The following is a 25,877-nucleotide window of genomic DNA, read 5'->3' as shown; positions in this document are numbered from 1 at the left end:
CTCAACGACGGGCGATCAGCCCTTGCCGAGCAATGCGGGTCAACTGACGGATGACCTCATCGGCGTCGCTTGCACTTGGCGCCTGGATAACCGCAAGGTCGAAACTGTTGCTGGCAAACCGCGCAAGGGAATCGCCATCTTCGACAAACTGGATCAGGAACGCGGAAGGTCGGCCCGTACGACGCGGCCAGCCGTCCAGGTAACGCAACAGCGTCGGCTGGTGCTTGCCGCCCAGGAGGATTTTAGGATTGCGTTGAGTGAGGTCCGCAGTGATCGGAGCCAGGCGTATCAGGGGGCGTAGTGCATTCATCGTGTCGTGTCTCTGCCTCAAAAGTCTGCGGGCAGGTGAGAGGCAACACCGAACCAGCGCTTTAGCGGAATTTCGAAGCATGGAGCATGCTTCTGTCGGGACCGATAACGATCACCCATGGCGCCCCGCAATTAGCTGTTTAAATCGGCGCATGAGCGGCATCCTAGAGAAGCCGGAGGGCCGGTGTCAAGAATCCAGATCAGCAAAAAGCCCGCACATGGCGGGCCTCTTGAAGGTTCTACGGGGATCAGTTGGCGATGGCGCGATCCGCAGACAGCTTTCCGGCGCCTTCCAGAAGCACCGCCAGCGAACCACCGAGCAAGGCCAGCGCGAACTCATAACCGTTGTTGGCCATGAACAGGCCGTTATGGATATGCACCGAGAAGATCGCCACCAGCGACAGGATGGTCAGGCCCAGTGCCGCAGGGCGAGCCAGCAGGCCGATAATCAACGCCAGGCCAGCAAAGAACTCGGTGCCGCCCGACAACAGCGCCATCAGAGTACCCGGCGCCAGGCCGATGCTTTCCATCCACTGGGCTGTACCGGCCAGACCGTAGCCGCCAAACCAGCCGAAGAGTTTCTGCGAACCGTGGGCGGCAAAAATGATGCCGACGACAATGCGCAAAATGGTCAGGCCGTAACCGGCGCGGGTGGCCAGGATGCTGTTGATCAGTGGGCTCATGGTGATAATCCTTTTCTAAGTAGGGGGTGGTTGGCCGCTATATTAATCAGTTTAGGCAATGATAAAAGCCGAAAAAATGCCTGATTAATATCGATTAAATCGATTACTTCCGTGAGGCGATTTTCGGCGCTGGCGGCTCCAGGGACTCTCGCTCCCTCTCGAACGCCAAATAGTACTTGTTGACGCTATTAACATAGCTGACGCCGCCCATCCCTACTTGCTCCATGGCGATGCGTTCAACCTGGAAGAACCACTGATTCGGGTTCAGCCCCCGGCGCTTGGCTTCGGTGCGCATGCCCTGCACCCGTTCCGGCCCCATGTTGTAGGCCGCCAGTACAAACGCCATACGCTCGCGCTCGTTGAGCTTGGGACTGGCAAAGAACTTGCGGCGGATCATCGCCAGGTAGCGCGCACCCGCCTGCACATTGCTATCAAGGCTCTCGATATTGTTGACCCCCACTCGCTGCGCCGCGGACGGCGTGATCTGCATGAGGCCGGTGGGACCACCACTGTTGCGTGCACCCGGATCAAGCGCCGACTCTTTGAAAGCGAGTGCCGCCAGGTTCAGCCAATCCATGCCTTGCTCGCGGGCATGTTTTTGCAATACCGGGCGCAGTTTTTCCAGGCGTTGGCGGTCAACGCGCGCCAGGGGGTTGCGTACTTGATAGAGACGCCGGTAAATACGCTGGAACGCCACATCCTGGTCGGCCGGCGTCCGGTAGGTCTTGAGGAATCGATCAATGCTGGCCCGCAGCATCGAGGCATCCTGGCGCACGAACCAGTATTCGTCGCCCGGCTCGCTGATCGCTACCTGCTTATCAAATCGCAACTTGGGCAGGATCTTCGACCAGCGTTCGGCAATCGGCTTTTCAACAATAGTCAGATGAAAAATGCCGGCCTGGACCATTTCCAGTACATCTTCCACAGCCAGGGTCGGGTCCACCCACTCCACTTTCACCGGCGGTTGCTTGTGCAACGCCAGCTTCTGATTGACCTGGCTGATGGCATCCGCCGCCGCGCTCCCGGTGGTCAGCGCCAGGGTGCGACCGGACAGTTGCTCCAGTTTGGTGAACCGCCGCTCGCCCTTCACACCCACCAGCCACAGCGGCACATCGCTGACAATCGGATCGCTGGCGCTGATCTTGTGCGCCGCCTTCACATCAAGCAATTCACCCGGTGCCACCAGGTCACCTTCGCCACGGGCCAGGGCGCCGAGCAACTGGTCCTTGGCCTTGGGAATGATCTTGAGGTTGATTTCCTGGCCATCACGGGCATGACCATTGAGGTATTGCTCGAAGGCGCGCAGGCGATGGTATTCGACGCCGATGGCCTGGCCCTGGACCTCGCCGGAGCTGTTACGGCTCTGGTTGACCAATACGCGCAGGGTGCGACTGGAGCGAATCTCTGCCAGGTCGCGGACCTTGCCGGGCTTGGTCACTTCCAGCGGCCCGTCCAGACGCGCAACCGCCGCCACGGGCAGCAGCAACGTCAGGCACAACATAAGCAACGCCGAGGGTCGGATCATCCGCTCTCCGGAAAAGAATACTGGCCAACGCGCTCGCGAAAAACGAGGCGGTGGGTGTCAGAAACAGAGCGCTTTATGCGCAGGCTTTGCGCGCAACGGTGGCACAGGGTAAGGCGTTCGGCCCACCACAATGAACTTGCGACGTTCAAAGACAGCTATAACTCGTTGTAGTTCTTCGTTTTTCTTATAAATCTACAGCTCTGATATGCTTTCCGGCCGCAGGCGGAGATAGCACCATGCAACTCATTGATATCGGCGTCAACCTGACCAACTCCAGTTTCGACGAGAAGCACCAGGCTGTACTCGACCGAGCCTACGCCGCCGGCGTACAGCAATTGGTGCTCACCGGCACCCACATCGAGGGTAGCGAACAGGCCTTGGAGTTATGCGAAAAACTGGATAAAAGCGGCCAACGCCTGTTCAGCACCGCGGGTATCCACCCCCACTCCGCCAGCGACTGGAACGGCGACAGCGCCAAGCGTCTGCGCGGTTTGCTCAGCGAAAGCCGCGTACGGGCTGTGGGTGAATGCGGGCTGGATTTCAACCGGGATTTCTCCCCGCGACCGCAGCAGGAAAAAGTCCTGGAAGAACACTTGGCCCTGGCCGTCGAGCTGAAGTTGCCGGTGTTCCTCCACGAACGTGACGCCAACCAGCGCCTGTTGGAAATTCTCAAGGACTACCGCGACCATCTCACTGCCGCCGTGGTGCATTGCTTTACCGGCGAACAGCAGGCGTTGTTCAGCTACCTCGACCTGGACTTGCACATCGGCATCACCGGCTGGATCTGCGACGAACGCCGTGGGACACACCTGCACCCACTTGTCAGGGAAATTCCTCGTGAGCGTCTGATGCTGGAAAGCGACGCCCCTTATCTGCTGCCACGCACCCTGCGCCCCAAGCCGAAAAATGGCCGGAATGAGCCGGCGTACCTACCGGAAGTCCTGCGCGAAGTCGCCCTGCATCGAAACGAAAGCATGGAAGACCTCGCCCGCCACAGCACGGCATGCGCCCGTCGCTTTTTTGGACTGCCTGAAGTGGATTGATGCGGTGCATTGACCCACGTCAAAACCGTTTGACTCGATAGCGGCACAATAATGGCACCTTGCCAATGCTGTTTCCGCTATCAGAGAAAACCTTCCATGGGTGCCTGGCTTAGCAATATCTCGCTGAAGTACAAATTCTGGGCCGTCAACGCGGTCGCATTCATCACTACTTTGCTGCTGGTGCTGTATGCCGTGCAACTTGAACAACAGGCGCGCAGCACGGCCTCCCACGCCTCGGCGCAGGCACAAGCGCGGCTGCTAGACGCCTGGCCGGCAGGGGAAACACTGCCCAAGGGCGAGCACTGGCTGACGTTCAAGCGCGGCCAAATCCCACAATTGACCGATCAGGATCTGTCAGCCCTGGGCAGCGCCACGGGTTGGGTCGAGTTCAACCCTATGCCCGTGTTCGGTGATAACCCGCTGCTGGGCGCTGAAGTCGTCGCCCGCCCTGATGGTCAATACATTGCCGTCCTTGCCTACGCGCCCAGCTTGAGCCAAGTGTTCGAGGAACGCTTCGCCAATTATGCAGTGGCGGTCCTGATCCTGATGCTGGCGATGCTCGGCGCGTCGCAATTGCTGATCCGCTTCCTGCTCAGCCAGCTCAACACCCTCAAGGACGTGATGCTGCATGTAGAGAACACCGGCGATCTGTCGGCTCGCGTGCCCTTGGCGTGCAAGGACGAAGTCGGCCAGATGGCCAGCGCGTTCAACGCGATGCAGGCCGGTTACCAGCGCGTCGTGAACACCGTGGCGCACACCGCCCGGCAACTGGACGATGGCGCCGCACGGCTGGCCAGCAGCATGAACGAGGTACAGCACGGCATGCTCGGCCAGCAAAGTGAAACCGACCAGGCCGCCACCGCCATCAACGAGATGACTGCAACGGTTCATCACATTGCCCAACACGCAGGCGCCACAAGGGATCTCTCCCAGACCGCCGATACCCTCGCCGGCAGCGGCCAGGAAGTGGTCACCCGGGTACAACGCTCGATCGCCGGCCTGTCCACCGGCGTGCAACAAACCGCCGTAATGATCCAGAAGCTCGCCGAAGACAGCCAGAAAATCAACGGCGTGGTCAGCGTGATCCACAGCATCGCCGAGCAGACCAACCTGCTCGCCCTCAACGCCGCCATCGAAGCCGCCCGCGCCGGAGAAATGGGCCGTGGCTTCGCCGTGGTCGCCGACGAAGTGCGCAACCTGGCCAAGCGCGTGCAAAGCTCCACCGATGAAATCACCCGCATGGTCTCGGCCCTGCAAGCGGGCACCCGCGACGCGGTGGACTTCATGCAGGAAAGCTCATTCAAGGCCGACGACTGCGTGCATCAAGCCCAGGAGGCCGGCGCCGCGCTCGCCGAAATCACCGGTGCCGTGGCGCAGATGCGCGAAAGCAACACCCAGATCGCCGTCGCCGCCGAACAGCAAAGCCACGTGGCCGAAGAAATGAATCGCGCGGTCGTCAGCATTCGCGACGTGACCGAGAACACGGTGCAGCAGACCGTCGACTCGGCGACCACCAGCAATCAACTGGCCACCCTGGCCGGAGAACTGAGCAAGGCGATTGGGCAGTTGAAGCTGTAGGACTGTTCAACCTGTAATCTCCCTCCTACAACCGAGCCTCAGTTTACCCGAGGTCTTGGCGAAACTTCCTAGCCTTCCTGGCGAATAACGCCGACTTCTTTTCCCTGCCAACCTCTCCAAAGTCTCTCGCCTGACCAATCAGCGCGAGGGACCGCCGATGCTCTTCTCTATCAGTGCCCCACTCAATGGGGCCGTTTCATGATTCCCGTTATTGCGCAGTTCGTCCTCTACCCCATGGATGCCGAAACGCCGGACGTGGAAACCGTCTTTCGTGACTTCAGGTCGTGCCTGAACTCATTTGACGAATGGGCCGAGAGCTTCTGGAGTGGTTCAGCGCTGGACGTGGAGCAAGTATTCAGAGTCGGGGAAGACGTTGCCCTCGTCGCTCCCGCGTCTTCCAAAAAACCCAATCGCACGGTCGCCGTCTGCAAGGCTCAGGGCTCATTGACCCTGGTGCACATGTTTGAAAGCACGCGGTTTGTTCCTATCGGCAATACGCCGGTGATGCTGCAAGCCATCGGATCGGACGGCAAGCCGTTCGGTGCCCCTATCCGACGAACCATCGATGCCAGCGGCATTCTTGAAGTCAACGAGTGCATCCGCGATCAACGCTACCAGGTCACCTTTTACCCCAACGTTTCCAAGGCACACGTCAAGGCACTGTATGCGTCTTATCAGTCGGTGATCGCCGGGCTGGAACATCGCCTGCGTGATGAATGGACGAAGACCTTCAAGCCGCGATGGAAAGACTTCGCCAGCGCCACGCCGTTCGAGCGAAGTGCGATGCAGGGCGTGGCGTTTGCGGGTGGGATCGGTAAGGCGCTCTATAACCTCTGGGATAACGTCACGCAACTGTACGACCTGTTGGCGGACCTCAAGGCCAATAGCGATAAATTGCTGCAGTACATCACCCAGGCCGAACTGGACGAGCTGCTGAAACTGGGCAAGGACGCCATCGCCCATGGCCTGCTGATGCTGAGCGATGAGCCACTGTTGTTCATCTATCTGTCGGCAATGGTCGCCTGGATACGCATGCTTGCGCCGCCAGAGATGTATGAACTGGCGGGCGAAATCACCGGTGAGGTGCTGATCAATCTGTTTTTGATCTGGACGACGCGGGGCATGGGCGTACACGTTCGACTGGGTCTGCAGGTGTTGGGGCCTATCAAGTCGGGTCGCGTGCGTAGATGGCTGGAAAGGCTGGCCGATCAGCTCGTCGGGCCTCGGTTGGACGCGCATGTCGAAGCGGCCAAGCCGTTGTTGCTGGGCAGCGCGGCGACGCCGATCAGAGTAATTCCGGATGTGCCGTTGAAGGCTGGGGACCAGGTGATTGCCAACCCCGTGCCGGTGGTGCGCGACAAGGCCACGCAACGGACGGTGTTGGTTCGGCAGGAGACTGTCGACGATGTGCCTGCTTCTGCTCGAAACCCGGCTGGGAATGTCGCTGCGTCTTCGGACAAGACCGCCACCAACGGGTGCCCGGTGTCGATGGTCACGGGCGAGGAACTGCTGACCCTCACCGATGGAACGCTGGACGGGCTCTTGCCGTTTGAGTGGACCCGCTTGTACCGCACCAGTGCGGTGGAAATGGATTGCGGGTTGGGGTTTGGCTGGGGTCACTCGCTGGCGCATCGACTGAGTGTTTCCGGCGATGCGGTGCTGTGGACCGATCATGAAAATCGGTCGACTGCCCTGCCCTTGCCCACCGCTTCTCGGCCCGCGATCACCAACAGCCTGGCCGAAGCGGCGATCTACCTGGGGGCTGTGCCCGATGAGTTAGTCCTGTCTCAAGAGTCACGTTTCTACCACTTTCGCGACGGTGTGCTGACAGCGATCAGCGATGCGTATGACAACCGGCTGCGCATTTCCCGTAACTACCTGGGGCAGATTGAGCGGTTGGATAACGGCGTCGGGCGCTCGTTGTTTTTGCGCTATGCGTCGGGCCGCATTGTGGCGGTGGACTACCAGATTGAGCGGGCTGTGGATGACGGCCCATTTGTCTGGGTGACGGAGCAGAACGTTGTTTCCTACGCCTATGACGCTGGTGGACGACTGGTTTGTGCGACCAACGCTGTAGGCGAAAGCGAGGTTTACCGGTACGACGATCAGCACGTGATTCTTGAGCGTGGCTTGGCCGGTGGGGCGAGTTTCTTTTGGGCGTGGGAACGGTCTGGCAAGGCCGCTCGGTGTGTCCGGCACTGGGCCAGTTTCTCGCAGATGGACACGCGGTACGCCTGGGATGACAACGGGCAGGTCACGGTGTTTAACGCCGACGGCAGCCAGGAAGTCTACGTGCATGACCAGCGGGCGCGGCTGGTGCAGCGCGTGGCCCCTGACGGTGCCCAACACTTTAAATCCTACGATGACAAAGGCCGACTGACGGTTGAGCAGGATCCTCTCGGTGCGATCACGGCGTATCAGTACGACGAAGCCGGGCGTTTGGTGGCGCTGTTTCCGGGGGACGATGAGCCGACGACCTACGAGCATGACAATGGATTCGTACGGGTTGTAAGGCGGGGTCAGGCGGTCTGGAAATATGAGCGTAATAACCAGGGTGACGTGACACGCAAAACCGATCCTGACGGCAACGCTACTGACTACAGCTACAACAAATATGGGCATCTGGTTGGTGTCTGGTACCCGGATCACAGCTGTCATCGGCTGGTGTGGAATGAGCGTGGGCAGTTGCTTGAGGAGCAGTTGCCGAACGGTGGCGTTAAGCGCTATCGCTATGACGACCTTGGGCGACAGGTTGCCCGTGAAGATGCACAGGGGGCGCTAACCCAGTATCAGTGGGACAGCGTAGGTCGGTTGATCCGTGTTGTGCTACCGGGCGGTGCCACACGGGAATACAGCTACAACGCTTACGGAAAAATCACCTCCGAACGCGATGAACTGGGCCACCTCACCCGCTACGAATACGCCGACGGCCTGCACCTGATCAGCCGTCGCATCAACGCTGATGGCACCCAGGTCAAATACCGGTACGACAACGTTAGGTTATTGCTGACCGAGATCGAAAACGAGGTGGGCGAAACCTACCGACTCCAATACCACAGCAACGGCCTGATCCAACAGGAAACCGGCTTTGATGGCCAGCGCACGGCTTACGTCTACGACCTCAACGGCAACCTTCAGGAGAAGACCGAACACGGCGATGACGGCAGTCAGCTGGTTACCCGTTACGAGCGCGACTATGCCGGTCGACTCGTAAGAAAAACCCTGCCCGACGGCAACCAAGTCGATTACGCCTACGACCGCCAAGGCAACCTCTTAAGCGTCGAGGATGGCCACTGGGCGCTGGCCTACGAGTACGACAGCCAACACCGCCTCACCGCCGAGCACCAAGGCTGGGGCACCCTGCGCTACGGCTACGACGCCTGTGACAACCTGCAAACCTTGCGCCTACCGGACAACAACCGGGTGACGTTCAATCATGCCAAAGGCGGCCTGCTTGAGAAGGTCGAGGTAAATGGCCAAACGCTCACCGCTCATCTATTCGACACCGGTCGAGAACACCAAAGAGGCCAGGGAAAGCTGCTCAGCAGTTACCAGTACGACGCTCAGGGGCGCCTGTTCAACCACGGACTGTGCAACGTCGAAGGTGCCATTTACCAGCGCCAGTATCACTACGACACATGCGGCAACCTCACCCGGCGCCTAGATACCCGTAAAGGTGAACACCACTACCACTATGACGCACTGAGCCGCCTCATCCGCGCCGACCACTCCCAAGGTGAACAGGAACGCTTCGCCCACGACCCCGCCGGCAACCTGCTCATGCAAAACCGCCCCGGCCCCGACATCGTCGCCGGCAACCGCCTGATGATCCAAGGTGACCATCGCTACGACTACGACGCCTTCGGCAACCTTATCCGCGAACGACGTGGCAAAGGCCACACCCTCGTCACCGAATACCGCTACGACTGCCAGCACCGTCTGATCGGCATTAAAAAACCCAATGGGCAGACCGCCAGCTACCGCTACGACCCGTTTGGGCGGCGTATCAGCAAAACCGTTGACGGCATCACTACGGAGTTTTTCTGGCAGGGCGACACACTCATCGCCGAGCACCACGCGAACCGCCATCGCAGTTACCTCTACGAACCGGACACCTTTCGCCCGCTGGCCCTGCTGGAAGGCTTCGGCCCAAAGGAAACCAAGGCCTACCACTACCAACTCGACCACCTCGGCACCCCACAGGAACTCACCAACCCCGACGGCGAAATCGTCTGGTCCGCGCACTACCGTGCTTACGGTGAAATCACCCGCGTCGATATCGGAAAAGTCGACAACCCGCTGCGCTTCCAAGGCCAATACTTCGACCAAGAAAGCGGGCTGCACTACAACCGCCATCGCTACTACAATCCGGATATCGGCCGTTACCTGACGCCGGACCCGGTGAAGCTGGCGGGTGGGATCAACACGTACCAGTACGTGCCTAATCCGACAGGGTGGATTGATCCTTTGGGCTTAAGTAATTGCCCAGAAGGAGGCCGATGCAAATCGCAAGCTCGAACAGAAGAGCCAATAGATAAAATCAGGGTAACGAGAGCTGAGCCCAATAGCCCGGCTGTATCAAAACGTCCGACGGAATTTGCCAGCGAGCAAAAACTTAACGAACATTACGACAAGCATGGAACTGAATTTCGAGTAGAAAGCAGTCACGAATACCTACTTGCGGCCCGTCATGTCGTAAGCAAAGGTACACCTGTGCAATACGTGTACAGGGGCACACCAACGATCAGCTATGTTTTACTTATGGGAACAAATAGGACAGGGCAAGCCAAATTTGCTTTTGCAGGATCAAATACAAATGGCCACATAACCACCCTGCACACCAAAAGCGGAAAAGACTTCTGGAGGATGATAAATGGCGACGCCACTGACAAAACCATCAGACCTTACAGCAAATAACTATAAAAGAGCGCGCGTTTTAGCACTCAATGATCAGATAGAAGAAGACATTACGCTGCTCATAGAGGGGACGATTGTAAATTGCTTTATCAGTTATTGCCCCTACGAAATAGAAGTTGGGAAATCCTATGACGTGGAACTGACCTTGAACTTTCCCGACACCTGCGAGCTCGAGCGTGCTGAGCCGAGTGGCTTGTTGGTCGAAAAGATAGCTCCTGGTTATTCCTACATCCTTTACGGTGAGCTTTGTGACGATAAATTTTTTACCTTCACATCGCTGAGCGCTCAAGGCATACACTATGACCATCCAGAATTTAACGAGCACTTTGTCAAATTAAGGGTCGAAAGAATCGACGCCAGTTTTCGCTGAAAAATTTAAAACCCAGCAGTCGCTTAATAGGGGGGTGCTTGCTGTCTATGACCCCCATAGCCAGCCACAATTCGCCCCCCCGACCAACCCCACCTAAACTCTCTCCATGCCATTTCAACGGACAGAGGATTCACCATCATGGGCAAACGTCACCCCAACCTTCCCGCCTGGCAATGGCGTAACTACCCGCAGAACCATCAGCACCCGACCAATCTGGCGTTGCACCTGATTGCCGTGCCGCTGTTCATCATCGGGTTTCTGTTGATCGTGTCCGGGGTTTTCAGCCTGAGTCTGGCCAGTTTCGCCGTGGGTGTGGTCGGGATCCTGGCCGGCTTGGCGTTGCAGCGTCATGGCCATAGCCTGGAAGCCGAGGCCAGTGAGCCGTTCAGTGATCGTAAAGATGCGGTGCAGCGACTGGTGGTCGAGCAGTTCGTGACCTTTCCGCGTTTTGTCCTAAGTGGTGGCTGGTGGCGCGCCTGGCGACAACGCCACCGGCATTGAGGTCAGGCAAAGACCACTACGGTCTGGCGGCTGATGGCGATCAACTCGCCGCTCGGGCTCCAAAGAGCGGCGGCGGCGTGGCCGTAGCCGTCGCGGGCGTGCTCGATGGTGACGTGGTACTGGCACCAATTGAGGGTCGTCAGATCCTGCAAGGGCTGGATAAATTCGATGGTCCAAGTCAGGGTGCTGCCGGGTGCCGGCTTTTTCAGGTGCGGCAGCAAAGCCGGAGGCCAGGCATCGACCAGGGCGAGGATATGCGCTTCAGTCAGTGGCTCTTCTTTGATATCTCCGCGTAAGCGAACCCAACCGCCCATGTCACGGGATTTATTGCCGGTGAAGGGTAAGCCGCCGACACTCCAGCGCATCGCCAGGTGGCGCATGAATTCGGGGGTGACGCCCTTGATGTAGGGCAGCTCCTGGCATTCATCCCAATGTTTGAACACCGGTGGCGCTGCGCTCTCGACAGCAATTTCCGACTCACGGGACGCACCGAAACTGGCCTGTACCAATGTCGCCACTTCACCGTTCTGCACCACACGGCCAAGCAATTGGCTGACGGCCTTGCCTTCGCGCAACACTTCGACTTGGTAACTGGCAGGAACGTCCGGCGCTACAGGGCCGACAAAGGTGATGGCCAGCGACCGTAGCGGACGCTCGGCGGGCACCTGGGCACGCAGCGCTTCGTATTGCAATGCGGCCACCAGGCCACCAAAGGTCGCGCGGCCCTGGGCCCATTCGGCAGGGATAATGACATCCAGCGGGTTGCTGCGGGCAGCGTCGAGTAAATCACTAAAGCGCATGGCGGTCTCACATCAACAGGAACAGATGAGCGATCTTAACCATCGGGCTAGCCAGGTACAGCGCCTATTCCGGCCAAAAGCCGGACCGGTTCAGAAACAATCGGCGCTGAGTTTTTCCAGCACGCGGTCCGCCTGCCCTTCAGCCTTGGCCATGGTGCGCTGCCACACCGCAACACAAGGTCGCAAGTCCACCTGCTGCTCAGCCTGGGCCAGCCATTGCCAGCAATCATGCCAATCCCCTAAAGCGCCCTGCGCGTTTTTCAGACGTGACATCGCGTTGGCAGGCAACTTATCCAATTCGGGATAGGCTTCGGCGGCATAGCGCACCCGCTTGATCAACAACCGCAGGCGGTGCCGGTCATGGTCAGGGTCTTTCAAGGCCTTACCGAGTTGCTGCCATTGCTTGGCCAGACGTTTTTCAATGCGCGGGCGCAGGCCTTTGAGCAATTTCTGATGTTCAGAAGCACGGATAAAACGCGGAAAGGCATCCAGGATCAGCAGCAAATGCGCAAGCTCAGGGCTTTTCGCCACCTGGCGATAGGCCTCAGGTTGCAGACGCAAGCGTCGGTTGGCGGCCTCGTGATGACCGTGTTGGTGCAAATACGCCGCCAGCACCTCGCGGTCGCGTAGCGGCGTCGTCAGTTGGCCGACGGTGCTGGCGGCCATCTCAAGCTGTTCTACCCCCGGCAACCCGCGCAAGGGGCGCAACAGGCTGCGCAGACGCCGCACGGTGGTGCGCAGGTCATGCAGGGCTTCATCGTCGGTAACGGCGGCGAGGCGAGCCTGGCAGCTCAGTAACCCTACTTCCAGGCCAATGACCTGAGCGACTAACTGATCGACCAAAGCTGACATTCTGCCCTCACTTCCAGATGAAAAGTCCTACTCGCTGCTGCAGGTCAACGCCCGGCGCGAGACTCACGAATATAGAACCGCGCTTTCTCGGCCTTGTTGGAGCAGCCTTCAAACGCTTCAAATTGTTGCTGGGTCTTGGCGCCCGTCAATAACGATAGCGCTTTAGAGTAGCTCACCGTGCCAGCAAAGCCTTCAGCCTTGGCAAGATCCAGCTCTTTCCAGGCGGCGTCCAATTGGCTGCCGCAGCTGTCGCGGTATGCGGTCTTACCGGCACAACCGGCCAGGGCCAGCATGATCACAGGTACACACATCCAGGCTTTCATTGATGACACCTCAAAAAGAAAAAACAGTCGTACGTTGTAGACGTTGCCTACATGGAAAAGTGCCTGTCCCTAGCCTGAAATCGATAGTACCTACATACCAGAGCATACCCGAGCACCGTGGCTATTCTGGAAAAATATCGCAGGTCGCCTGCGAAGATTGAAGCCGCCCCCTCAATGGGTGCATTGTGGCACCCTGCCTTGGGGAGGACATGGACCATGAAAAAACGTGTTGCCTTGGTGCTGGGCTCCGGCGGGGCTCGTGGTTACGCCCACATCGGCGTGATCGAAGAGATCGAACGGCGCGGCTATGACATCGCCTGTATCGCCGGGTGCTCCATGGGGGCCGTCGTGGGCGGGATCTACGCCGCCGGCAAGCTGGATGACTATCGGAACTGGATTGAAAGCCTTGATTATCTCGACGTACTGCGCCTGGTGGACGTGAGTTTTCGCCTGGGCGCGATTCGCGGTGAGAAGGTCTTCGGCCAGATCCGCAAGATCGTCGGCGAGATCAATATCGAAGAACTGCGCATCCCCTACACCGCCGTCGCCACCGACCTGACCAACCAGCAGGAAATCTGGTTCCAGGAAGGCTGCCTGCACCAGGCCATGCGCGCCTCGGCGGCGATTCCCAGCCTGTTCACCCCGGTGATGCAGGGCAACCGCATGCTGGTGGACGGCGGCCTGCTCAACCCACTGCCCATCGTGCCGGTGGTGTCGAGCCATTGCGACTTGATCATCGCGGTCAACCTCAACGCCACCAACCAGAAGCACTACCAATTGCCAGTGATCCAGCGCCCGCCCGCCTTCAAGAGTCGCTTCAACAACCTGGCGAAATCACTCGGTTCGCACTTGCCGTTCCGGCGCAAGCAGGCCGAACAATTGATGAAGCTGGAGCAAGAGGCATTGGAAGCGCAGGCGGCGGAGATCAACCCTTGGCTGGACTCCGCTGAGCCGGAATCCCAGCAACCCGCCGCCGCACCGGAAAAACCCGGCGCACCAAAGTCAGCGACCGGGTCATTTATCATCGATAACGTCGGCCCGGCGTCGCTCCTCGACTTGATCAACCAGAGCTTCGAGGTGATGCAGACGTCGCTGGCGCAGTACAAGATTGCTGGCTACCCGCCTGACGTGTTGATCAACGTGCCGAAGCGGGTGTGTCGTTTTTTCGAGTTTTACAAGGCGCCGGAGTTGATCGCGCTGGGTCGGGAGATTGCCAGCGATACGTTGGATCGGTATGAGAGTGAGCAGAGTTGAAACCTGTGGTGCTGCTGATAGCTTCTTCGCGAGCAAGCCCGCTCCCGCATTCGACCGCATTTCAAAGGCGGAACTCGTTCAAGTGTGGGAGCGGGCTTGCTCGCGAAGAGGCCCTGCCAGACGCCAAAAATCTAGGCACTCAGCAACCGATAACCCACCCCCGCCTCAGTCACGATAAACCGTGGCTGTGTAGGATCATCCGCCAACTTCTGCCGCAGATGCCCCACCACGATCCGCAGATAGTGGCTGTCTTCGGTATGGGTCGGCCCCCAGATATCTTTGAGCAATTGCTGCTGGGTAATCACCCGCCCCGGATGCCGCGCCAATTGGGCCAGCACCGCGTATTCCTTGCGGGTCAGCGCCACTTCGGCACCGTCCAGGAGCACACGGCGATAGGCCAGATCCACGGTCAGCGGACCAAAACGCAAGGCCGCTTCCTGGGCTTCCCCCGCTGGAGCCTGACGCAGCAGCGCGCGCACCCGGGCGAGAAACTCCTGGATGCCAAAGGGTTTGGTCACGTAATCATTGGCTCCGCCGTCAAGCGCCTCGACCTTTTGCCCTTCACTGGCCCGCACCGACAGCACCAACACCGGCACCGTCGACCACTCGCGAAACTCGCGCAGCACCTGCTGCCCGTCCATGTCCGGCAGGCCAAGGTCGAGCACGAGCAAGTCCGGCTTGCTCAGCGCCGCCTGGGCCAGACCTTCGTTGCCGGTGCCGGCCTCTATCACTTTGTAGCCCTGGGAGGCCAGGCTGATGCGCAGGAATTTGCGGATCTGCGGCTCGTCATCAATGACCAAAATCGTCGCGGTCTGGCTCATGGTGTCCCATCAAAATCCGTGAAGAAAACAGGGTAGCTCATGCCTCGCGTTCCAGGCCAGGTTGTGTCGGCAAAGGCAGGAACAAGGTGATGCAGGTGCCACGCCCGTCGATCCCGTCGGCCACGCTGATATGCCCACCATGGGCACCGACCATGCCCTGACAGATCGCCAGGCCCAGTCCTGTGCCCTGCCCGCCGCGATCGCCTCGGGCGGCGGTGTAGAACATGTCGAAAATCTTTGCGCGCTCCTCCTCGGGAATACCCGGCCCTTCATCGGCCACGGCGAAAAACAACTGGTCGTCAGCAACGCCGGCGCTCAGTTGCAAGCGGCCTTGCGGCGGCGAAAAGCGCGCGGCGTTTTCCAACACATTGACCAGCGCTTGTTCGATCAACGCGGCGTGCACATACAACAATGGCAGCTCAGCGGGCACGTCGGTACTCACCTTTAACGGTGCCAGCACCGCACGCAGACGGCCGAGGGCACTGCCGACAATATCGCCTGGCGACACCCAATCCCGCGCCAGTTTCAACGCGCCGTGGCCGAGGCGCGTCATGTCCAGCAAGTTTTGGATGTACCTATCGAGACGTTCGGCCTCATCACGTGTGCCTTCGAGCAACTCGCGGCGGTCCTCCAATGGAATGGCCTCACCGAGCGCCAGCAGGCTATCGATGCTGCCGCGCATAGAGGTCAAGGGCGTGCGCAGATCGTGGGACACCGACGCCAGCAAGGCACTGCGCAGTTGCTCGGTCTCACCGTGCAGCCTGGCAGACTCCAACTCCTGGGCCAGTTGCGCCCGCGCCAAAGCCTGAGCCAGCGGTTGGCTCAAGGCGGTGAGCAAGCGACGGCGTTGCCCACTTAACTCCAGTCCAGGCTTGGGACTGACGCCCAGCAACCCCAGCGGGCCCTCCTCGCCCGACAACGGCCACCACCACCAACGCCCGAACGGCAAGGTACCGGTGCCCATGCCCGCCGGCTGGTCATGTTGCCAAGCCCAATCAGCCGCGGCGCGCTCGGCTTCGGTGAGCGTCAGCGGGCCGCCGGTCTCGATCGTCCAACCACCCTGCCCATCGCGATTGACCAGGCACAGGTCCAGGTCGCTCCAGCCTTCCAAGTGATGCGCAGCGGCGCTGACCACCGCCTGACGATCAGTAGCAGCGGTGAGTTTGCGTGACAGGTCGAGCAGTTCGCTGGTTTCTTCCTGGGTATCGCGCAACGCCTGCAACTGCCGGCGTTGACGCGCGGCCAGGTTGCCGGTCAACGCCGCCATCAACAGGAAGAACAACAGGGTCAGCACGTCCTCTTCGCGTTGGATCGAGAAAGAAAAATTCGGCGGAATGAACAGAAAGTCATAGGTCAGGAACGACAACGCCGCACACACCAGCGATGGCCCCAGGCTGCTGCGCACCGCCACCAGCAACACAGCGGCGAGAAACACCAGCGAGATATTCGGCAGCGGCAGGACGCTGGACACTGCCCACGCCACCGCAGCCGCCACCACCGTCGCCACGACCGCCAGCGCATAGTCGAACCACACCAGCCCACGCACATCGGGCAACCTTGGCGGTGCCGGGATATCATCGCTGTCGAGCACGTTGATTTCCAAGCCACGCGCATTACGCAGCAAACGCGCGGCCAGGCCACCACCGAACAGTCGGCGACGCCAACGCATTCGTGACTGGCCGACCAGCACCAGGCTGGCACGGCGCTCGGCGGCGTGCTGGATCAGGGTTTTGGCCACCTCCCCCGCCCGCAGCAACACCACCTCGCCCCCCAGACGCTCGGCCAGTTGCTGGGCATTCTGCAAGCGCAAGCGAAACTGCTCGTCCCGCGCGCGGCCGTTATCGATATGCACCAGGCTCCACGGCAAATGCCGACGCTGCGCGACGCGGCTGGCATGGCGCACCAGGCGCTCGGCCTGCGCATCACCATCCACCCCCACCAGCAGGCGACCGCGCACCGCCGGCGCGGCCTGGCCGAGCTGGCGATAGCCTTGGGCCAAATCGTCATCGACGTGGGCGGCGGCGGTTTGCATCGCTAGCTCACGCAAGGCCATGAGGTTGGTCTGGGTGAAAAACGCATCGATGGCCGCGCGGGCCTGCTCCGGCACGTAGACCTTGCCGTCGCGCAGACGCTCCAGCAGCTCGCGGGACGGCAGGTCGATCAGCAGCAGTTCGTCGGCCTCTTGCAACACCCAGTCCGGCAGGGTTTCGCGCACCTGCACGCCGGTAATGCCGCGTACCTGGTCATTGAGGCTCTCCAGGTGCTGGACGTTGACCGTGGTGAATACGTTGATGCCGGCAGCGAGCAATTCCTGGATGTCTTGCCAGCGCTTTTCATGGCGACTGCCGGGCGCGTTGCTGTGGGCCAGTTCGTCCACCAGCACCAGCCTGGGCTTGGCGGCAAGCAGGCCGTCGAGGTCCATTTCTTCGAGCATCACGCCGCGGTATTCGCTGCGCAGCAAGGGTTGCTGCGGTAAGCCGCTGAGCAAGGCTTCGGTCTCGGCGCGGCCGTGGGTTTCGACCACACCAGCGATCAACTTCACGCCTTGGCGCAGCTGGGTGTGCGCGGCCTGGAGCATGGCGTAGGTCTTGCCCACACCGGGTGCAGCACCGAGGAATACTTTGAGTCGGCCACGGCCGTCCCGGGGCAGATCGGCTAGCAGGGCATCGGCGCGGCCGGAGTCGCTCATGCTTGGGGGTTCCTTCAGGTATTCAAGTATTCGGGCCCACTGAAGATCCAATGTGGGAGCGGGCTTGCTCGCGAAAGCGGTCTATCAGTAACAAATACATTGGCTGATACATCGCTTTCGCGAGCAAGCCCGCACCCACAGGAGGTTCAGAGTTTTTCCAGCGCCATGTTCAGCGCCAGCACGTTCACCACCGGCGGGCCCACCAGCGGGCTTTCGATATGCTCATCGAGCAACCGCTGCAGGGTCGACACCGGCACATTCCGCGCCGCCGCCACCCGCGCCAGTTGATAGGCAATCGCCTGTGGTGGCAAGTGTGGATCAAGACCGCTGCCAGAGGTAGTCAGCGACGCCAAAGGCACCGGCCCTTGGCTGCGCACCCACTGCTTGTTCGCGTCATCAAAAATGCGCGTCGCAAGCGCCGGGTTGCTGGGGCCAAGGTTACTGGCACTGCTGGAAACCGTCGCGAAAGCGCCGGCCGATGGACGTGGGTGGAACCAGCTGTCGCCGGTAAAATCCTGGGCGATCAGGCTGGAGCCGCGCACCTTGCCACTGTCGTCGCGCACCAGGCTGCCATTGGCCTGGTCCGGGAAAGCGACCTGGGCGACGCCGGTCACCACCAGTGGGTAGGCGACGCCAGTGATCAGGGTCATGAGCACCAGCAGGCTCAGGGCCGGACGGATCATGTTGGACATTTTGGATTCCTCAATTCGGTCATTGCAACCTGTGGGCACCCATCGGGTACCCGCAGGATTCGGGTCAAACCAGGTGCAACGCAGTCAGTAGCATGTCGATCGCCTTGATCCCCACGAACGGCACAAGGATCCCGCCCACCCCGTAGATCAGCAGGTTGCGACGCAGCAGCGCCGCCGCACTCGCCGCTTGCACACGCACACCGCGCAGCGCCAATGGAATCAGCACCACAATGATCAACGCGTTGAACACGATGGCTGAGAGAATCGCGCTCTGTGGGCTTTGCAGGTGCATCACGTTGAGCGCGCCCAGTTGCGGATAGATCGAGGCGAACAGTGCCGGCAGGATCGCGAAGTACTTGGCCACGTCGTTGGCGATGGAAAAGGTGGTCAGCGCGCCACGGGTCACCAGCAATTCCTTGCCGATCTGCACCACATCCAACAACTTGGTCGGGTCACTGTCGAGGTCGACCATGTTGGCGGCTTCGCGAGCGGCCTGGGTGCCGTCATTCATTGCCATGCCGACGTCGGCCTGGGCCAGCGCCGGGGCATCGTTGGCACCGTCGCCGCACATTGCCACCAGGCGACCGTCGTTTTGTTCATGGCGAATGCGCGCGAGTTTTTTCTCCGGCGTGGCTTCGGCCAGCACGTCGTCCACACCCGCTTCAGCAGCAATCGCAGCGGCGGTCAGCGGGTTGTCGCCGGTGACCATCACGGTGCGAATGCCCAGTTTGCGCAGCTCGGCGAAACGCTCACGGATGCCGGGCTTGACCACGTCTTTGAGGTGGATCGCACCGAGCAACTTGCCATCAGCACACACCAGCAACGGGGTGCCGCCGCTTTGGGCAATCTTGTCGATTTCCCGCGACAGTGCCGGTTGCAAGTCGCGGCGTGGCTGACCGATAAACGCCAACAGCGAATCCACCGCGCCTTTGCGGAACACACGACCCTGGTAGTCGACACCGGACAACCGGGTTTCCGCGCTGAACGGCACGGCGGTCAGCTCATCCGCAGAAGGTTCGGCCTGAGGGTGCAAGGCGCGCAGGTATTCGACGATGGATTTGCCTTCCGCAGTGTCATCCGCCAGGGAGGCAAACAACGCGCCCTCGGCCACTTCCTTGCCGCTGACGCCAGGCGCCGCGACTACCGCCGCACACCGACGGTTACCGAAGGTGATGGTGCCGGTCTTGTCCAGCAGCAACACGTGCACGTCACCTGCCGCTTCCACGGCACGGCCGGACTTGGCGATCACATTGAGGCGCACCAGGCGGTCCATGCCGGCAATACCGATGGCCGACAACAAGCCGCCGATGGTCGTAGGAATCAGCGTCACCAGCAGTGCGACCAGGAACACCAGGGGCAAGCTGCCGCTGGCGAAATGGGCGAACGGCTGCAGGGTCACCACCACCAGCAGGAAAATCAGGGTCAGGCCGATCAGCAGGATATCCAGCGCGACTTCGTTAGGGGTTTTCTGGCGTTTGGCACCTTCCACCAGGGCGATCATGCGGTCGAGGGTCGACTCACCAGGGTTGGCGGTGATGCGGATCAACAGCCAGTCCGACACCAGCCGGGTGTTACCGGTGACGGCCGAACGGTCGCCGCCGGACTCGCGGATCACCGGTGCGGACTCACCGGTGATCGCGGCTTCATTGACCGCCGCAATCCCTTCGATGACTTCGCCGTCACCGGGGATCATTTCCCCGGCGGCGACGCGCACTACATCGCCTTTGCGCAGGCTGGTGGCCGGCACGACCTTGAAGCTGCCATCGGCCTCCTTGCGGCGAGCGCTCAGGCCTTCGCTGCCGGCCTTGAGGCTGTCGGCACGCGCCTTGCCACGCCCTTCGGCCAAGGCTTCGGCGAAGTTGGCGAACAGCACGGTGAACCACAGCCACACCGCGATCTGCACGGCGACATAGGTTGGCACGGTGGTATCGGGCACGAAGCACAACACGGTGGTGAGGATCGCGGTCAGTTCGACCACCAGCATCACCGGCGAGCGTTGCAGTTGGCGGGGATCCAGCTTGACGAAAGCCTGGACCAGCGCCGGGCGCCACAGGGCGGAGATGGCGGTTTTGGCGGGTTCCTGGGTTTGCACCGGAGCCGCGTTTTTTGCAGGCATATTCATTTTCATATCCCCTTAGAAGCCCATGCTCATGTGTTCAGCAATAGGGCCCAGTGCCAGCGTCGGCAGGAAGCTCAGGCCGCCCACCAGCAAAATGGTCACGGTCAACAGGGTCACGAACAGCGGGCCATGCGTCGGGAAGCTGTTCTGGCCGATCGGTGCGGTCTTCTTCATCGCCAGGCTGCCGGCCAGGGCCAGTACCGGGAGGATGTAGCCGAAGCGGCCGATCAACATACCCAAGCCCAGCATCAGGTTGTGGAACGGGGTGTTGGCGCTGAAGCCGCCGAACGCCGAACCGTTGTTGGCACTGGCCGAGGTGTAGGCATAGAGCAATTGGCTGAAACCGTGGGGGCCGGGGTTACTGATGGCACCGGCCGGGCCTGGCAGGCTAGCGGCGATGGCACCGAGTACCAGCACACCTACCGGCATCACCAGCAAGGTCACCACCAGCAATTGCACTTCCTTGGCCTGCAACTTCTTGCCCAGGTATTCCGGGGTGCGACCGATCATCAGACCGGCGAGAAACACGGCGATCAACACGTTGAGCAACATGCCGTACATACCGGCGCCGACGCCGCCGAAGATCACCTCGCCCACCATCATGTTGACCAGCGCAACCATGCCGCTGAGGGGGCTGAGGCTGTCCTGCATGCCGTTGACCGAACCGTTGGACGCCGCGGTGGTTGTCACCGACCACAACACCGTACCGGTGGTGCCGAAGCGTGCTTCCTTACCTTCCAATGGAGCGGTCTGCTCCACGGCTGGGTTGTTCAGGGTCGGATTGGGCTGGTATTCAGACCACAACGAGGTCGCGCCGCCGATCAGGAACAGCGCCAGCATGCAGCCGAGGATTGCGCGGCTTTGGCGCAGGTCTTTGACGTAGTGGCCGAAGGTGAACACCAGCGCCACCGGGATCAGGATGATCGATGCCACTTCGAACAGGTTGGCCCAGGCAGTCGGGTCTTCAAACGGGTGCGCCGAGTTGACACCAAAGAAGCCACCGCCATTGGTGCCCAATTGCTTGATCGCAATCTGGCTGGCTGCGGGGCCCAGAGGGATCACTTGATCCACGCCTTGCAGGGTGACGGCATCGACATAGTGGGCGAAGGTTTGCGGAACGCCCTGCCACACCAGTAACAACGCCAGCACCAGGCACAACGGCAGCAGGCCGTAGAGGGTGGCACGGGTCATATCAACCCAGAAGTTGCCCAAGGTCTGGGCCGATTTGCGACCAATCCCACGGCAAAGAGCGACCAAGACTGCCAGGCCGGTGGCGGCACTGACGAAGTTCTGCACGGTCAGGCCGGCCATCTGGCTGAGGTAGCTCAGGGACGCTTCACCGCTGTAGGACTGCCAGTTGGTGTTGGTCATGAAACTGACCGCGGTGTTGAAGGCCAAAGTCCATTCCTGACCCGGCAATTTCTGCGGGTTCAGTGGGAGATAGTCCTGGAACACCAGGATCGAGAACAACAGCAAAAAGCCCGCGAGGTTGAAGGCGAGCAAGGCCAGCATGTATTTCTGCCAGCTTTGTTCCTGATGCTCGTCCACGCCCGACAGGCGATAACAGGCGCGCTCCACCGGGCCGAATACCGGCGTGAGCCAGGTGCGCTGCCCTTCCATCACCTTGTAATAGAACCGCCCCAGGAACGGAGCCGGCACCAGCACCACCGCAAAGAAGGCAATGATCAGCCAATAGTCATAACTGTGCATGGCCTGCTCCTAGGTCCGATCCGCGCGTAACAGCGCAACCAGCAAATAAATGAACAGCGCCACGGCCAATAGCAGTGACACCCCGTCCAGAACGCTCATGGAAGTCTCTCCGTTTAGCGGCGAGTGCCGCGTGTGGAGCAATTGTCCGCAGGAGTGGTGTAAAGGAACGAGAGCGAGGGGGTGGGTGGGGCGTAAAGACGGCGTAAAGAGTGGGTTTATGCGGGGTTTACAGGGGGGATTAGCCGTTAGGAAGGCCTCAGCGCGGGCAAACCCGGCTACCACATCGGTATGCGGTCAACCTGTGGGAGCCGGGCTTGCCCGCGATGACGGCAGTTGCAACCCCACCGCACTCAACTGGTGCGAGGCTGGAAAAATTCAAACACTAAACCATCCCACGCACGACACTTGCTCCGCTTTACGACAATGATGCTCAGCCTGGCATGTCCGCTGCAACACCTTGAATCATTCCAAACGGTTCAGGGAGAGCAACACGATGAACACACAACTCAAACCCACTTTAGGCACCCTGCACTTGTGGGGCATCGCCGTCGGGCTGGTGATCTCCGGTGAATACTTCGGCTGGAGCTATGGCTGGGGCGTCGCAGGGACCCTGGGCTTTCTGGTGACCTCATTGATGGTCGCCGCGATGTACACCTGTTTCATCTTCAGTTTCACTGAACTGACCACCGCCATTCCTCATGCTGGCGGCCCTTTTGCCTACAGCCGCCGTGCCTTTGGTGAGAAAGGCGGCTTGATCGCCGGGCTCGCGACCTTGATCGAATTCGTCTTCGCACCGCCTGCGATCGCCTTGGCCATTGGCGCTTATCTTAATGTGCAATTTCCCGCACTCGATCCGAAACACGCGGCCGTCGGTGCTTATATTGTGTTCATGGGCCTGAACATCCTCGGCGTCAAACTCGCCGCCACCTTTGAACTGGTGGTGTGTGTGCTCGCCGTCGCCGAGTTGCTGGTGTTCATGGGCGTCGTCGCACCTGCATTCAGCTTCAGCAACTTCGCCCTGAACGGCTGGGCCGGCTCAGACACCTTTGGCGCACCCGCGATTGCCGGCATGTTTGCCGCGATCCCTTTCGCCATCTGGTTCTTCCTCGCCATCGAAGGCGCGGCCATGGCTGCTGAAGAAGCGAAAGATCCGAAGCGCACCATTCCAAAGGCCTACATCAGCGGCATCCTGACCCTGGTGACCCTGGCCATGGGCGTGATGTTCTTTGCTGGCGGCGTGGGTGATTGGCGCACCCTGTCCAACATCAACGACCCCTTGCCGCAAGCCATGAAAACCGTGGTCGGCGACAGCTCAGGCTGGCTGCACATGTTGGTGTGGATCGGCCTGTTCGGCCTGGTGGCAAGCTTCCACGGCATCATCCTCGGCTACTCGCGTCAGTTCTTCGCCCTGGCCCGCGCCGGTTACCTGCCGTCTTTCCTCGCCAAACTGTCGCGTTTTCAGACACCACACCGCGCAATTATCGCCGGTGGCGTGGTCGGCATCGCGGCTATCTATAGCGATGGCCTGATCAACCTGGGCGGCATGACACTGACCGCAGCGATGATCACCATGGCGGTGTTCGGTGCCATTGTGATGTACATCATGAGCATGCTCAGTCTGTTCAAACTGCGTAAGACCGAACCGCTGCTGGAACGCACCTTTCGCGCACCGGGCTACCCGATCGTGCCGGGGATTGCGCTGGTACTGGCGGTGGTGTGCCTGGTAGCCATGGCGTGGTTCAACGCGCTGATCGGGCTGATCTTCCTGGGCTTCATGGTGGTGGGATTCGCCTACTTCCAGATGACTGCGCAAGACCGCGCCGATGCACCGGCAGATGCGATGTTGACCGGGCTCTGATCTACTGAGAGGCAGAACGGGCCTACACTGAACTAGTGAGAAAGCCCGTCACTCAAAGCAGTTATTCCCGTGGGAAAGTTCTCCCACGGCAATCTGCCTCAAGGAGAGCCTTATGCCGTGGTATGCGTGGTTGATTATGGTAGTTGCGATCGGGTCGATCGTCGGTGGGCTGATGATGCTGCGTGACAGCGCAAACAAAGTCGAACTCACCGACGAACAACGCAAGCGCGTGGCCGAGCGCAATGCCCAGGCGGATGCCAAGGACGCGCAGGATCGCTGAACCTTGGGCTATTCCCAGGACGCCTTGGCAATATGCAACCCGTGCTGCCCCTTATAGGCAGCACGTTCGGGCTGACTCCAACCGCTCAGAAGCTCATCCTCCAACGTATAGACCTCAACCCCCAGCGGGCGGCATACCGTCAGCGGGTCCTGTGCATCCGGCCCCCACATCGGCAACGACAGATCCCCACCCGGGCACGTCGACAGCGCGCACAACAAATCAATCTCGGCAAAAAACTCCAGGTAATCGCCCTTCTGCGCCGGGCAGGCTTTCATGAAGTACATATCGTCGTGATTGAGGCCCGTGCACTGGAAAATATTCAGCACGTCATGCACGTCGAACTCCGTCAGACCGTGGGGCAAAACTGCACGGGTCAGGTTCGAATGGCAATGGTGGTGAAAGTCTTCGCCGGTGAGCATGCGGTTCACATAGGGATCGCAACGCGTACCGAGCAAGTCATGCAGACGCCCGCCGTGCTCATCGATGCCGTAACCGGCCAGGCTGTCATCGGTGATCGTCACCAAAGGCCGCAGAAATGGCAGGTTCGACCACAGCCGGTCATGAGTGCTGACATGCGCGCCCTGCAACTGACGCGTACGCGCCGCCCACAAACGCTCGCGGGGGTCATTGGCGTTCCACACGTTGAAATCCCCCACCTGCGGACCGACTGGCGTGGTCACACGGAATACATGCCCGGCCGGCACCTTCCACGCCCTGCCCGTGCGAATCGGCACCTCAAACGCCTCAATCAAGCGCCGTTGATCTTTTCGATCACGAATGCGCTCGTAAAACGCCGCATCGACCTGCAGCGCCGAACCTTTACTGACCTGATAAGCGGCCGGATAGTCTTTGTACATGGTGCAGATCCTCGATCAGGGATGGTTGAACAGGGCCAGGGACACGCGTTCCGAGTCATCCAGGTACAGGCTCATCGCCTCCCCTGCCGCCGGTTTATCCTGCTGGACCAATAACGTGTAAATCTCACGATCACGCTCCAACCACGGCGATTGGAAGCGTTGCTCATCAGGCGCAGCGCAGAACACCAGACGCAACTGGGCGATGACTTGGGCAAAAAACTCATCGAACAAAGGGCTGCGCATCAACCCTACGACCTGCTGATGAAACATCAGGCTGTGGGTGGCGACCGCCCGCCAGTCTTCGCGCTCACGGGCCAGGGTGGTGGCGTCGATGGCGTTTTGCATGCGTTCGGATTGGGCTTCTGTCAGAGGACCACTCTGGGCGATGGCCTGCAGTTCCAGGGTGCGACGAACGACAAATAAGTCACGCACTTCCTCACACTCCAGCCGCCGCACCATAACCCCCTTGTTGCGCACATAACGGGTCAAGCCTTCTTGCCCTAAACGGTGCAACGCTTCACGGATGGTATTGCGCGATGCGTTATAGGCTTTCACCAGCTCCACTTCGATCAACGGCATGCCTGGAAGCAGCCGCCCACCGATGATGTCAGCGCGAAGCTCCAAGGCAATCTGATCGGCTAACGACAAGCTGAGCGTCATGGTCACCTCACGATTGTTGAACAATCTTTTACGTTT

The 25,877-nt window shown here is 60.2% G+C and carries 22 protein-coding genes and 1 pseudogene; 9 read left to right on the top strand and 14 right to left on the bottom strand.

Annotation, left to right across the window (positions count from 1 at the left end; all coding sequences use genetic code 11):
* Position 1: 1 nt before the first annotated feature.
* From AC4PS7_RS05025 to AC4PS7_RS05015, 3 genes are all read right to left on the bottom strand, one after another.
* Positions 2–310, bottom strand: coding sequence for a hypothetical protein (locus tag AC4PS7_RS05025; protein ID WP_010211889.1), 309 nt, complete (start codon positions 308–310; stop codon positions 2–4).
* Positions 311–557: 247 nt separating this feature from the next.
* Positions 558–992: a DoxX family protein gene (locus tag AC4PS7_RS05020; RefSeq protein WP_010211891.1), complete on the bottom strand. Its 435-nt coding sequence runs from the start codon at positions 990–992 to the stop codon at positions 558–560.
* A 103-nt stretch (positions 993–1,095) separates the two neighbouring features.
* Positions 1,096–2,517: an MltF family protein gene (locus AC4PS7_RS05015; protein ID WP_038452984.1), complete on the bottom strand. Its 1,422-nt coding sequence runs from the start codon at positions 2,515–2,517 to the stop codon at positions 1,096–1,098.
* Between the two features lie 236 nt (positions 2,518–2,753).
* On the opposite strand from AC4PS7_RS05015, the gene AC4PS7_RS05010 reads away from it, so the two are divergent.
* The 6 genes and pseudogenes from AC4PS7_RS05010 to AC4PS7_RS04985 all read left to right on the top strand — a co-directional run bounded on the left by AC4PS7_RS05010 (position 2,754) and on the right by AC4PS7_RS04985 (position 10,926).
* Positions 2,754–3,560 (top strand): TatD family hydrolase, encoded by an 807-nt coding sequence (locus AC4PS7_RS05010; protein ID WP_187517346.1) that lies wholly within the window; start codon positions 2,754–2,756, stop codon positions 3,558–3,560.
* Between the two features lie 51 nt (positions 3,561–3,611).
* A pseudogene (locus AC4PS7_RS05005) lies at positions 3,612–4,268 on the top strand (HAMP domain-containing protein); the annotation flags it as partial.
* A complete protein-coding gene (locus AC4PS7_RS05000) occupies positions 4,254–5,138 on the top strand; it encodes a methyl-accepting chemotaxis protein (protein ID WP_373422441.1) in 885 nt (294 codons plus the stop codon). The pseudogene AC4PS7_RS05005 and the gene AC4PS7_RS05000, both read left to right, overlap by 15 nt.
* A gap of 198 nt (positions 5,139–5,336) precedes the next feature.
* Positions 5,337–10,055: an RHS repeat-associated core domain-containing protein gene (locus tag AC4PS7_RS04995; protein ID WP_492179160.1), complete on the top strand. Its 4,719-nt coding sequence runs from the start codon at positions 5,337–5,339 to the stop codon at positions 10,053–10,055.
* Positions 10,012–10,425 (top strand): UCP019853 family protein, encoded by a 414-nt coding sequence (locus AC4PS7_RS04990; RefSeq protein ID WP_156046213.1) that lies wholly within the window; start codon positions 10,012–10,014, stop codon positions 10,423–10,425. Before AC4PS7_RS04995 ends, AC4PS7_RS04990 begins: the two co-directional genes overlap by 44 nt.
* A 138-nt stretch (positions 10,426–10,563) precedes the next feature.
* Positions 10,564–10,926, top strand: a complete 363-nt coding sequence (locus AC4PS7_RS04985; RefSeq protein ID WP_010211905.1) for an Mpo1-like protein — start codon at positions 10,564–10,566, stop codon at positions 10,924–10,926.
* A 2-nt stretch (positions 10,927–10,928) separates the two neighbouring features.
* On the opposite strand, the gene AC4PS7_RS04980 is transcribed toward AC4PS7_RS04985, so the two are convergent.
* The 3 genes from AC4PS7_RS04980 to AC4PS7_RS04970 form a co-directional block, all read right to left on the bottom strand.
* Entirely contained in the window at positions 10,929–11,726 is a 798-nt protein-coding gene (locus AC4PS7_RS04980) for an acyl-CoA thioesterase (protein ID WP_010211907.1), read from the bottom strand.
* A 90-nt stretch (positions 11,727–11,816) separates the two neighbouring features.
* Complete coding sequence (locus tag AC4PS7_RS04975; RefSeq protein ID WP_010211908.1) at positions 11,817–12,578, bottom strand: CHAD domain-containing protein; 762 nt, start codon at positions 12,576–12,578, stop codon at positions 11,817–11,819.
* A 44-nt stretch (positions 12,579–12,622) separates the two neighbouring features.
* Positions 12,623–12,901, bottom strand: coding sequence for a hypothetical protein (locus tag AC4PS7_RS04970; RefSeq protein WP_003172685.1), 279 nt, complete (start codon positions 12,899–12,901; stop codon positions 12,623–12,625).
* A gap of 216 nt (positions 12,902–13,117) precedes the next feature.
* On the opposite strand from AC4PS7_RS04970, the gene AC4PS7_RS04965 reads away from it, so the two are divergent.
* The gene (locus AC4PS7_RS04965) at positions 13,118–14,155 is read left to right on the top strand and encodes a patatin-like phospholipase family protein (RefSeq protein WP_010211909.1); all 1,038 of its coding nucleotides are present in this window, start codon (positions 13,118–13,120) and stop codon (positions 14,153–14,155) included.
* 131 nt (positions 14,156–14,286) lie between these two features.
* Here the strand turns inward: AC4PS7_RS04965 and AC4PS7_RS04960 are convergent, their stop codons facing one another.
* The 6 genes from AC4PS7_RS04960 to kdpF form a co-directional block, all read right to left on the bottom strand.
* The gene (locus AC4PS7_RS04960) at positions 14,287–14,976 is read right to left on the bottom strand and encodes a response regulator (protein ID WP_010211910.1); all 690 of its coding nucleotides are present in this window, start codon (positions 14,974–14,976) and stop codon (positions 14,287–14,289) included.
* A gap of 37 nt (positions 14,977–15,013) precedes the next feature.
* Positions 15,014–17,665 (bottom strand): DUF4118 domain-containing protein, encoded by a 2,652-nt coding sequence (locus AC4PS7_RS04955; protein WP_010211911.1) that lies wholly within the window; start codon positions 17,663–17,665, stop codon positions 15,014–15,016.
* Positions 17,666–17,811: 146 nt separating this feature from the next.
* Entirely contained in the window at positions 17,812–18,357 is a 546-nt protein-coding gene (gene kdpC / locus AC4PS7_RS04950) for a potassium-transporting ATPase subunit KdpC (protein ID WP_010211912.1), read from the bottom strand.
* 64 nt (positions 18,358–18,421) lie between these two features.
* Complete coding sequence (gene kdpB, locus AC4PS7_RS04945) at positions 18,422–20,479, bottom strand: potassium-transporting ATPase subunit KdpB (RefSeq protein WP_010211913.1); 2,058 nt, start codon at positions 20,477–20,479, stop codon at positions 18,422–18,424.
* A gap of 12 nt (positions 20,480–20,491) precedes the next feature.
* Positions 20,492–22,186 (bottom strand): potassium-transporting ATPase subunit KdpA, encoded by a 1,695-nt coding sequence (gene kdpA / locus AC4PS7_RS04940; protein WP_044286849.1) that lies wholly within the window; start codon positions 22,184–22,186, stop codon positions 20,492–20,494.
* Positions 22,187–22,195: 9 nt separating this feature from the next.
* A complete protein-coding gene (gene kdpF / locus AC4PS7_RS04935; RefSeq protein WP_010211917.1) occupies positions 22,196–22,285 on the bottom strand; it encodes a K(+)-transporting ATPase subunit F in 90 nt (29 codons plus the stop codon).
* A gap of 394 nt (positions 22,286–22,679) precedes the next feature.
* Between kdpF and eat the strand changes: the two genes are divergently transcribed.
* Together eat and AC4PS7_RS04925 are read left to right on the top strand one after the other, a co-directional pair.
* Positions 22,680–24,044 (top strand): ethanolamine permease, encoded by a 1,365-nt coding sequence (eat, locus tag AC4PS7_RS04930; RefSeq protein WP_492179155.1) that lies wholly within the window; start codon positions 22,680–22,682, stop codon positions 24,042–24,044.
* A gap of 112 nt (positions 24,045–24,156) precedes the next feature.
* Positions 24,157–24,324, top strand: a complete 168-nt coding sequence (locus AC4PS7_RS04925) for a DUF2897 family protein (RefSeq protein WP_003172675.1) — start codon at positions 24,157–24,159, stop codon at positions 24,322–24,324.
* 8 nt (positions 24,325–24,332) lie between these two features.
* Here AC4PS7_RS04925 and AC4PS7_RS04920 read toward each other — a convergent pair whose 3' ends face one another.
* Both AC4PS7_RS04920 and AC4PS7_RS04915 read right to left on the bottom strand, forming a co-directional pair.
* The gene (locus AC4PS7_RS04920; RefSeq protein ID WP_010211920.1) at positions 24,333–25,181 is read right to left on the bottom strand and encodes an urea carboxylase-associated family protein; all 849 of its coding nucleotides are present in this window, start codon (positions 25,179–25,181) and stop codon (positions 24,333–24,335) included.
* Positions 25,182–25,196: 15 nt separating this feature from the next.
* Entirely contained in the window at positions 25,197–25,841 is a 645-nt protein-coding gene (locus AC4PS7_RS04915; RefSeq protein WP_031290438.1) for a GntR family transcriptional regulator, read from the bottom strand.
* Between the last annotated feature and the right edge of the window lie 36 nt (positions 25,842–25,877).

This window comes from Pseudomonas sp. DW-iso3 (assembly GCF_058725305.1).
Note: the sequence above shows the minus strand (reverse complement) of the source record. Positions and strands in the feature narration are given on the sequence as shown.

What these genes read in the sequence shown, in the direction of transcription:
- AC4PS7_RS04980 (WP_010211907.1), bottom strand. Translation starts at nt 11,726, where the DNA reads ATGCGCTTTAGTGATTTACTCGACGCTGCCCGCAGCAACCCGCTGGAT.
- AC4PS7_RS05015 (WP_038452984.1), bottom strand. Translation starts at nt 2,517, where the DNA reads ATGATCCGACCCTCGGCGTTGCTTATGTTGTGCCTGACGTTGCTGCTG.
- AC4PS7_RS04995 (WP_492179160.1), top strand. Translation starts at nt 5,337, where the DNA reads ATGATTCCCGTTATTGCGCAGTTCGTCCTCTACCCCATGGATGCCGAA.
- kdpF (WP_010211917.1), bottom strand. Translation starts at nt 22,285, where the DNA reads ATGAGCGTTCTGGACGGGGTGTCACTGCTATTGGCCGTGGCGCTGTTC.
- AC4PS7_RS04985 (WP_010211905.1), top strand. Translation starts at nt 10,564, where the DNA reads ATGGGCAAACGTCACCCCAACCTTCCCGCCTGGCAATGGCGTAACTAC.
- AC4PS7_RS04975 (WP_010211908.1), bottom strand. Translation starts at nt 12,578, where the DNA reads ATGTCAGCTTTGGTCGATCAGTTAGTCGCTCAGGTCATTGGCCTGGAA.
- AC4PS7_RS04955 (WP_010211911.1), bottom strand. Translation starts at nt 17,665, where the DNA reads ATGAGCGACTCCGGCCGCGCCGATGCCCTGCTAGCCGATCTGCCCCGG.
- AC4PS7_RS05000 (WP_373422441.1), top strand. Translation starts at nt 4,254, where the DNA reads ATGGCCAGCGCGTTCAACGCGATGCAGGCCGGTTACCAGCGCGTCGTG.
- AC4PS7_RS05020 (WP_010211891.1), bottom strand. Translation starts at nt 992, where the DNA reads ATGAGCCCACTGATCAACAGCATCCTGGCCACCCGCGCCGGTTACGGC.
- kdpA (WP_044286849.1), bottom strand. Translation starts at nt 22,186, where the DNA reads ATGCACAGTTATGACTATTGGCTGATCATTGCCTTCTTTGCGGTGGTG.
- AC4PS7_RS05025 (WP_010211889.1), bottom strand. Translation starts at nt 310, where the DNA reads ATGAATGCACTACGCCCCCTGATACGCCTGGCTCCGATCACTGCGGAC.
- kdpC (WP_010211912.1), bottom strand. Translation starts at nt 18,357, where the DNA reads ATGTCCAACATGATCCGTCCGGCCCTGAGCCTGCTGGTGCTCATGACC.
- eat (WP_492179155.1), top strand. Translation starts at nt 22,680, where the DNA reads ATGAACACACAACTCAAACCCACTTTAGGCACCCTGCACTTGTGGGGC.
- AC4PS7_RS04925 (WP_003172675.1), top strand. Translation starts at nt 24,157, where the DNA reads ATGCCGTGGTATGCGTGGTTGATTATGGTAGTTGCGATCGGGTCGATC.
- AC4PS7_RS05010 (WP_187517346.1), top strand. Translation starts at nt 2,754, where the DNA reads ATGCAACTCATTGATATCGGCGTCAACCTGACCAACTCCAGTTTCGAC.
- AC4PS7_RS04970 (WP_003172685.1), bottom strand. Translation starts at nt 12,901, where the DNA reads ATGAAAGCCTGGATGTGTGTACCTGTGATCATGCTGGCCCTGGCCGGT.
- AC4PS7_RS04915 (WP_031290438.1), bottom strand. Translation starts at nt 25,841, where the DNA reads ATGACGCTCAGCTTGTCGTTAGCCGATCAGATTGCCTTGGAGCTTCGC.
- kdpB (WP_010211913.1), bottom strand. Translation starts at nt 20,479, where the DNA reads ATGAATATGCCTGCAAAAAACGCGGCTCCGGTGCAAACCCAGGAACCC.
- AC4PS7_RS04990 (WP_156046213.1), top strand. Translation starts at nt 10,012, where the DNA reads ATGGCGACGCCACTGACAAAACCATCAGACCTTACAGCAAATAACTAT.
- AC4PS7_RS04965 (WP_010211909.1), top strand. Translation starts at nt 13,118, where the DNA reads ATGAAAAAACGTGTTGCCTTGGTGCTGGGCTCCGGCGGGGCTCGTGGT.
- AC4PS7_RS04920 (WP_010211920.1), bottom strand. Translation starts at nt 25,181, where the DNA reads ATGTACAAAGACTATCCGGCCGCTTATCAGGTCAGTAAAGGTTCGGCG.
- AC4PS7_RS04960 (WP_010211910.1), bottom strand. Translation starts at nt 14,976, where the DNA reads ATGAGCCAGACCGCGACGATTTTGGTCATTGATGACGAGCCGCAGATC.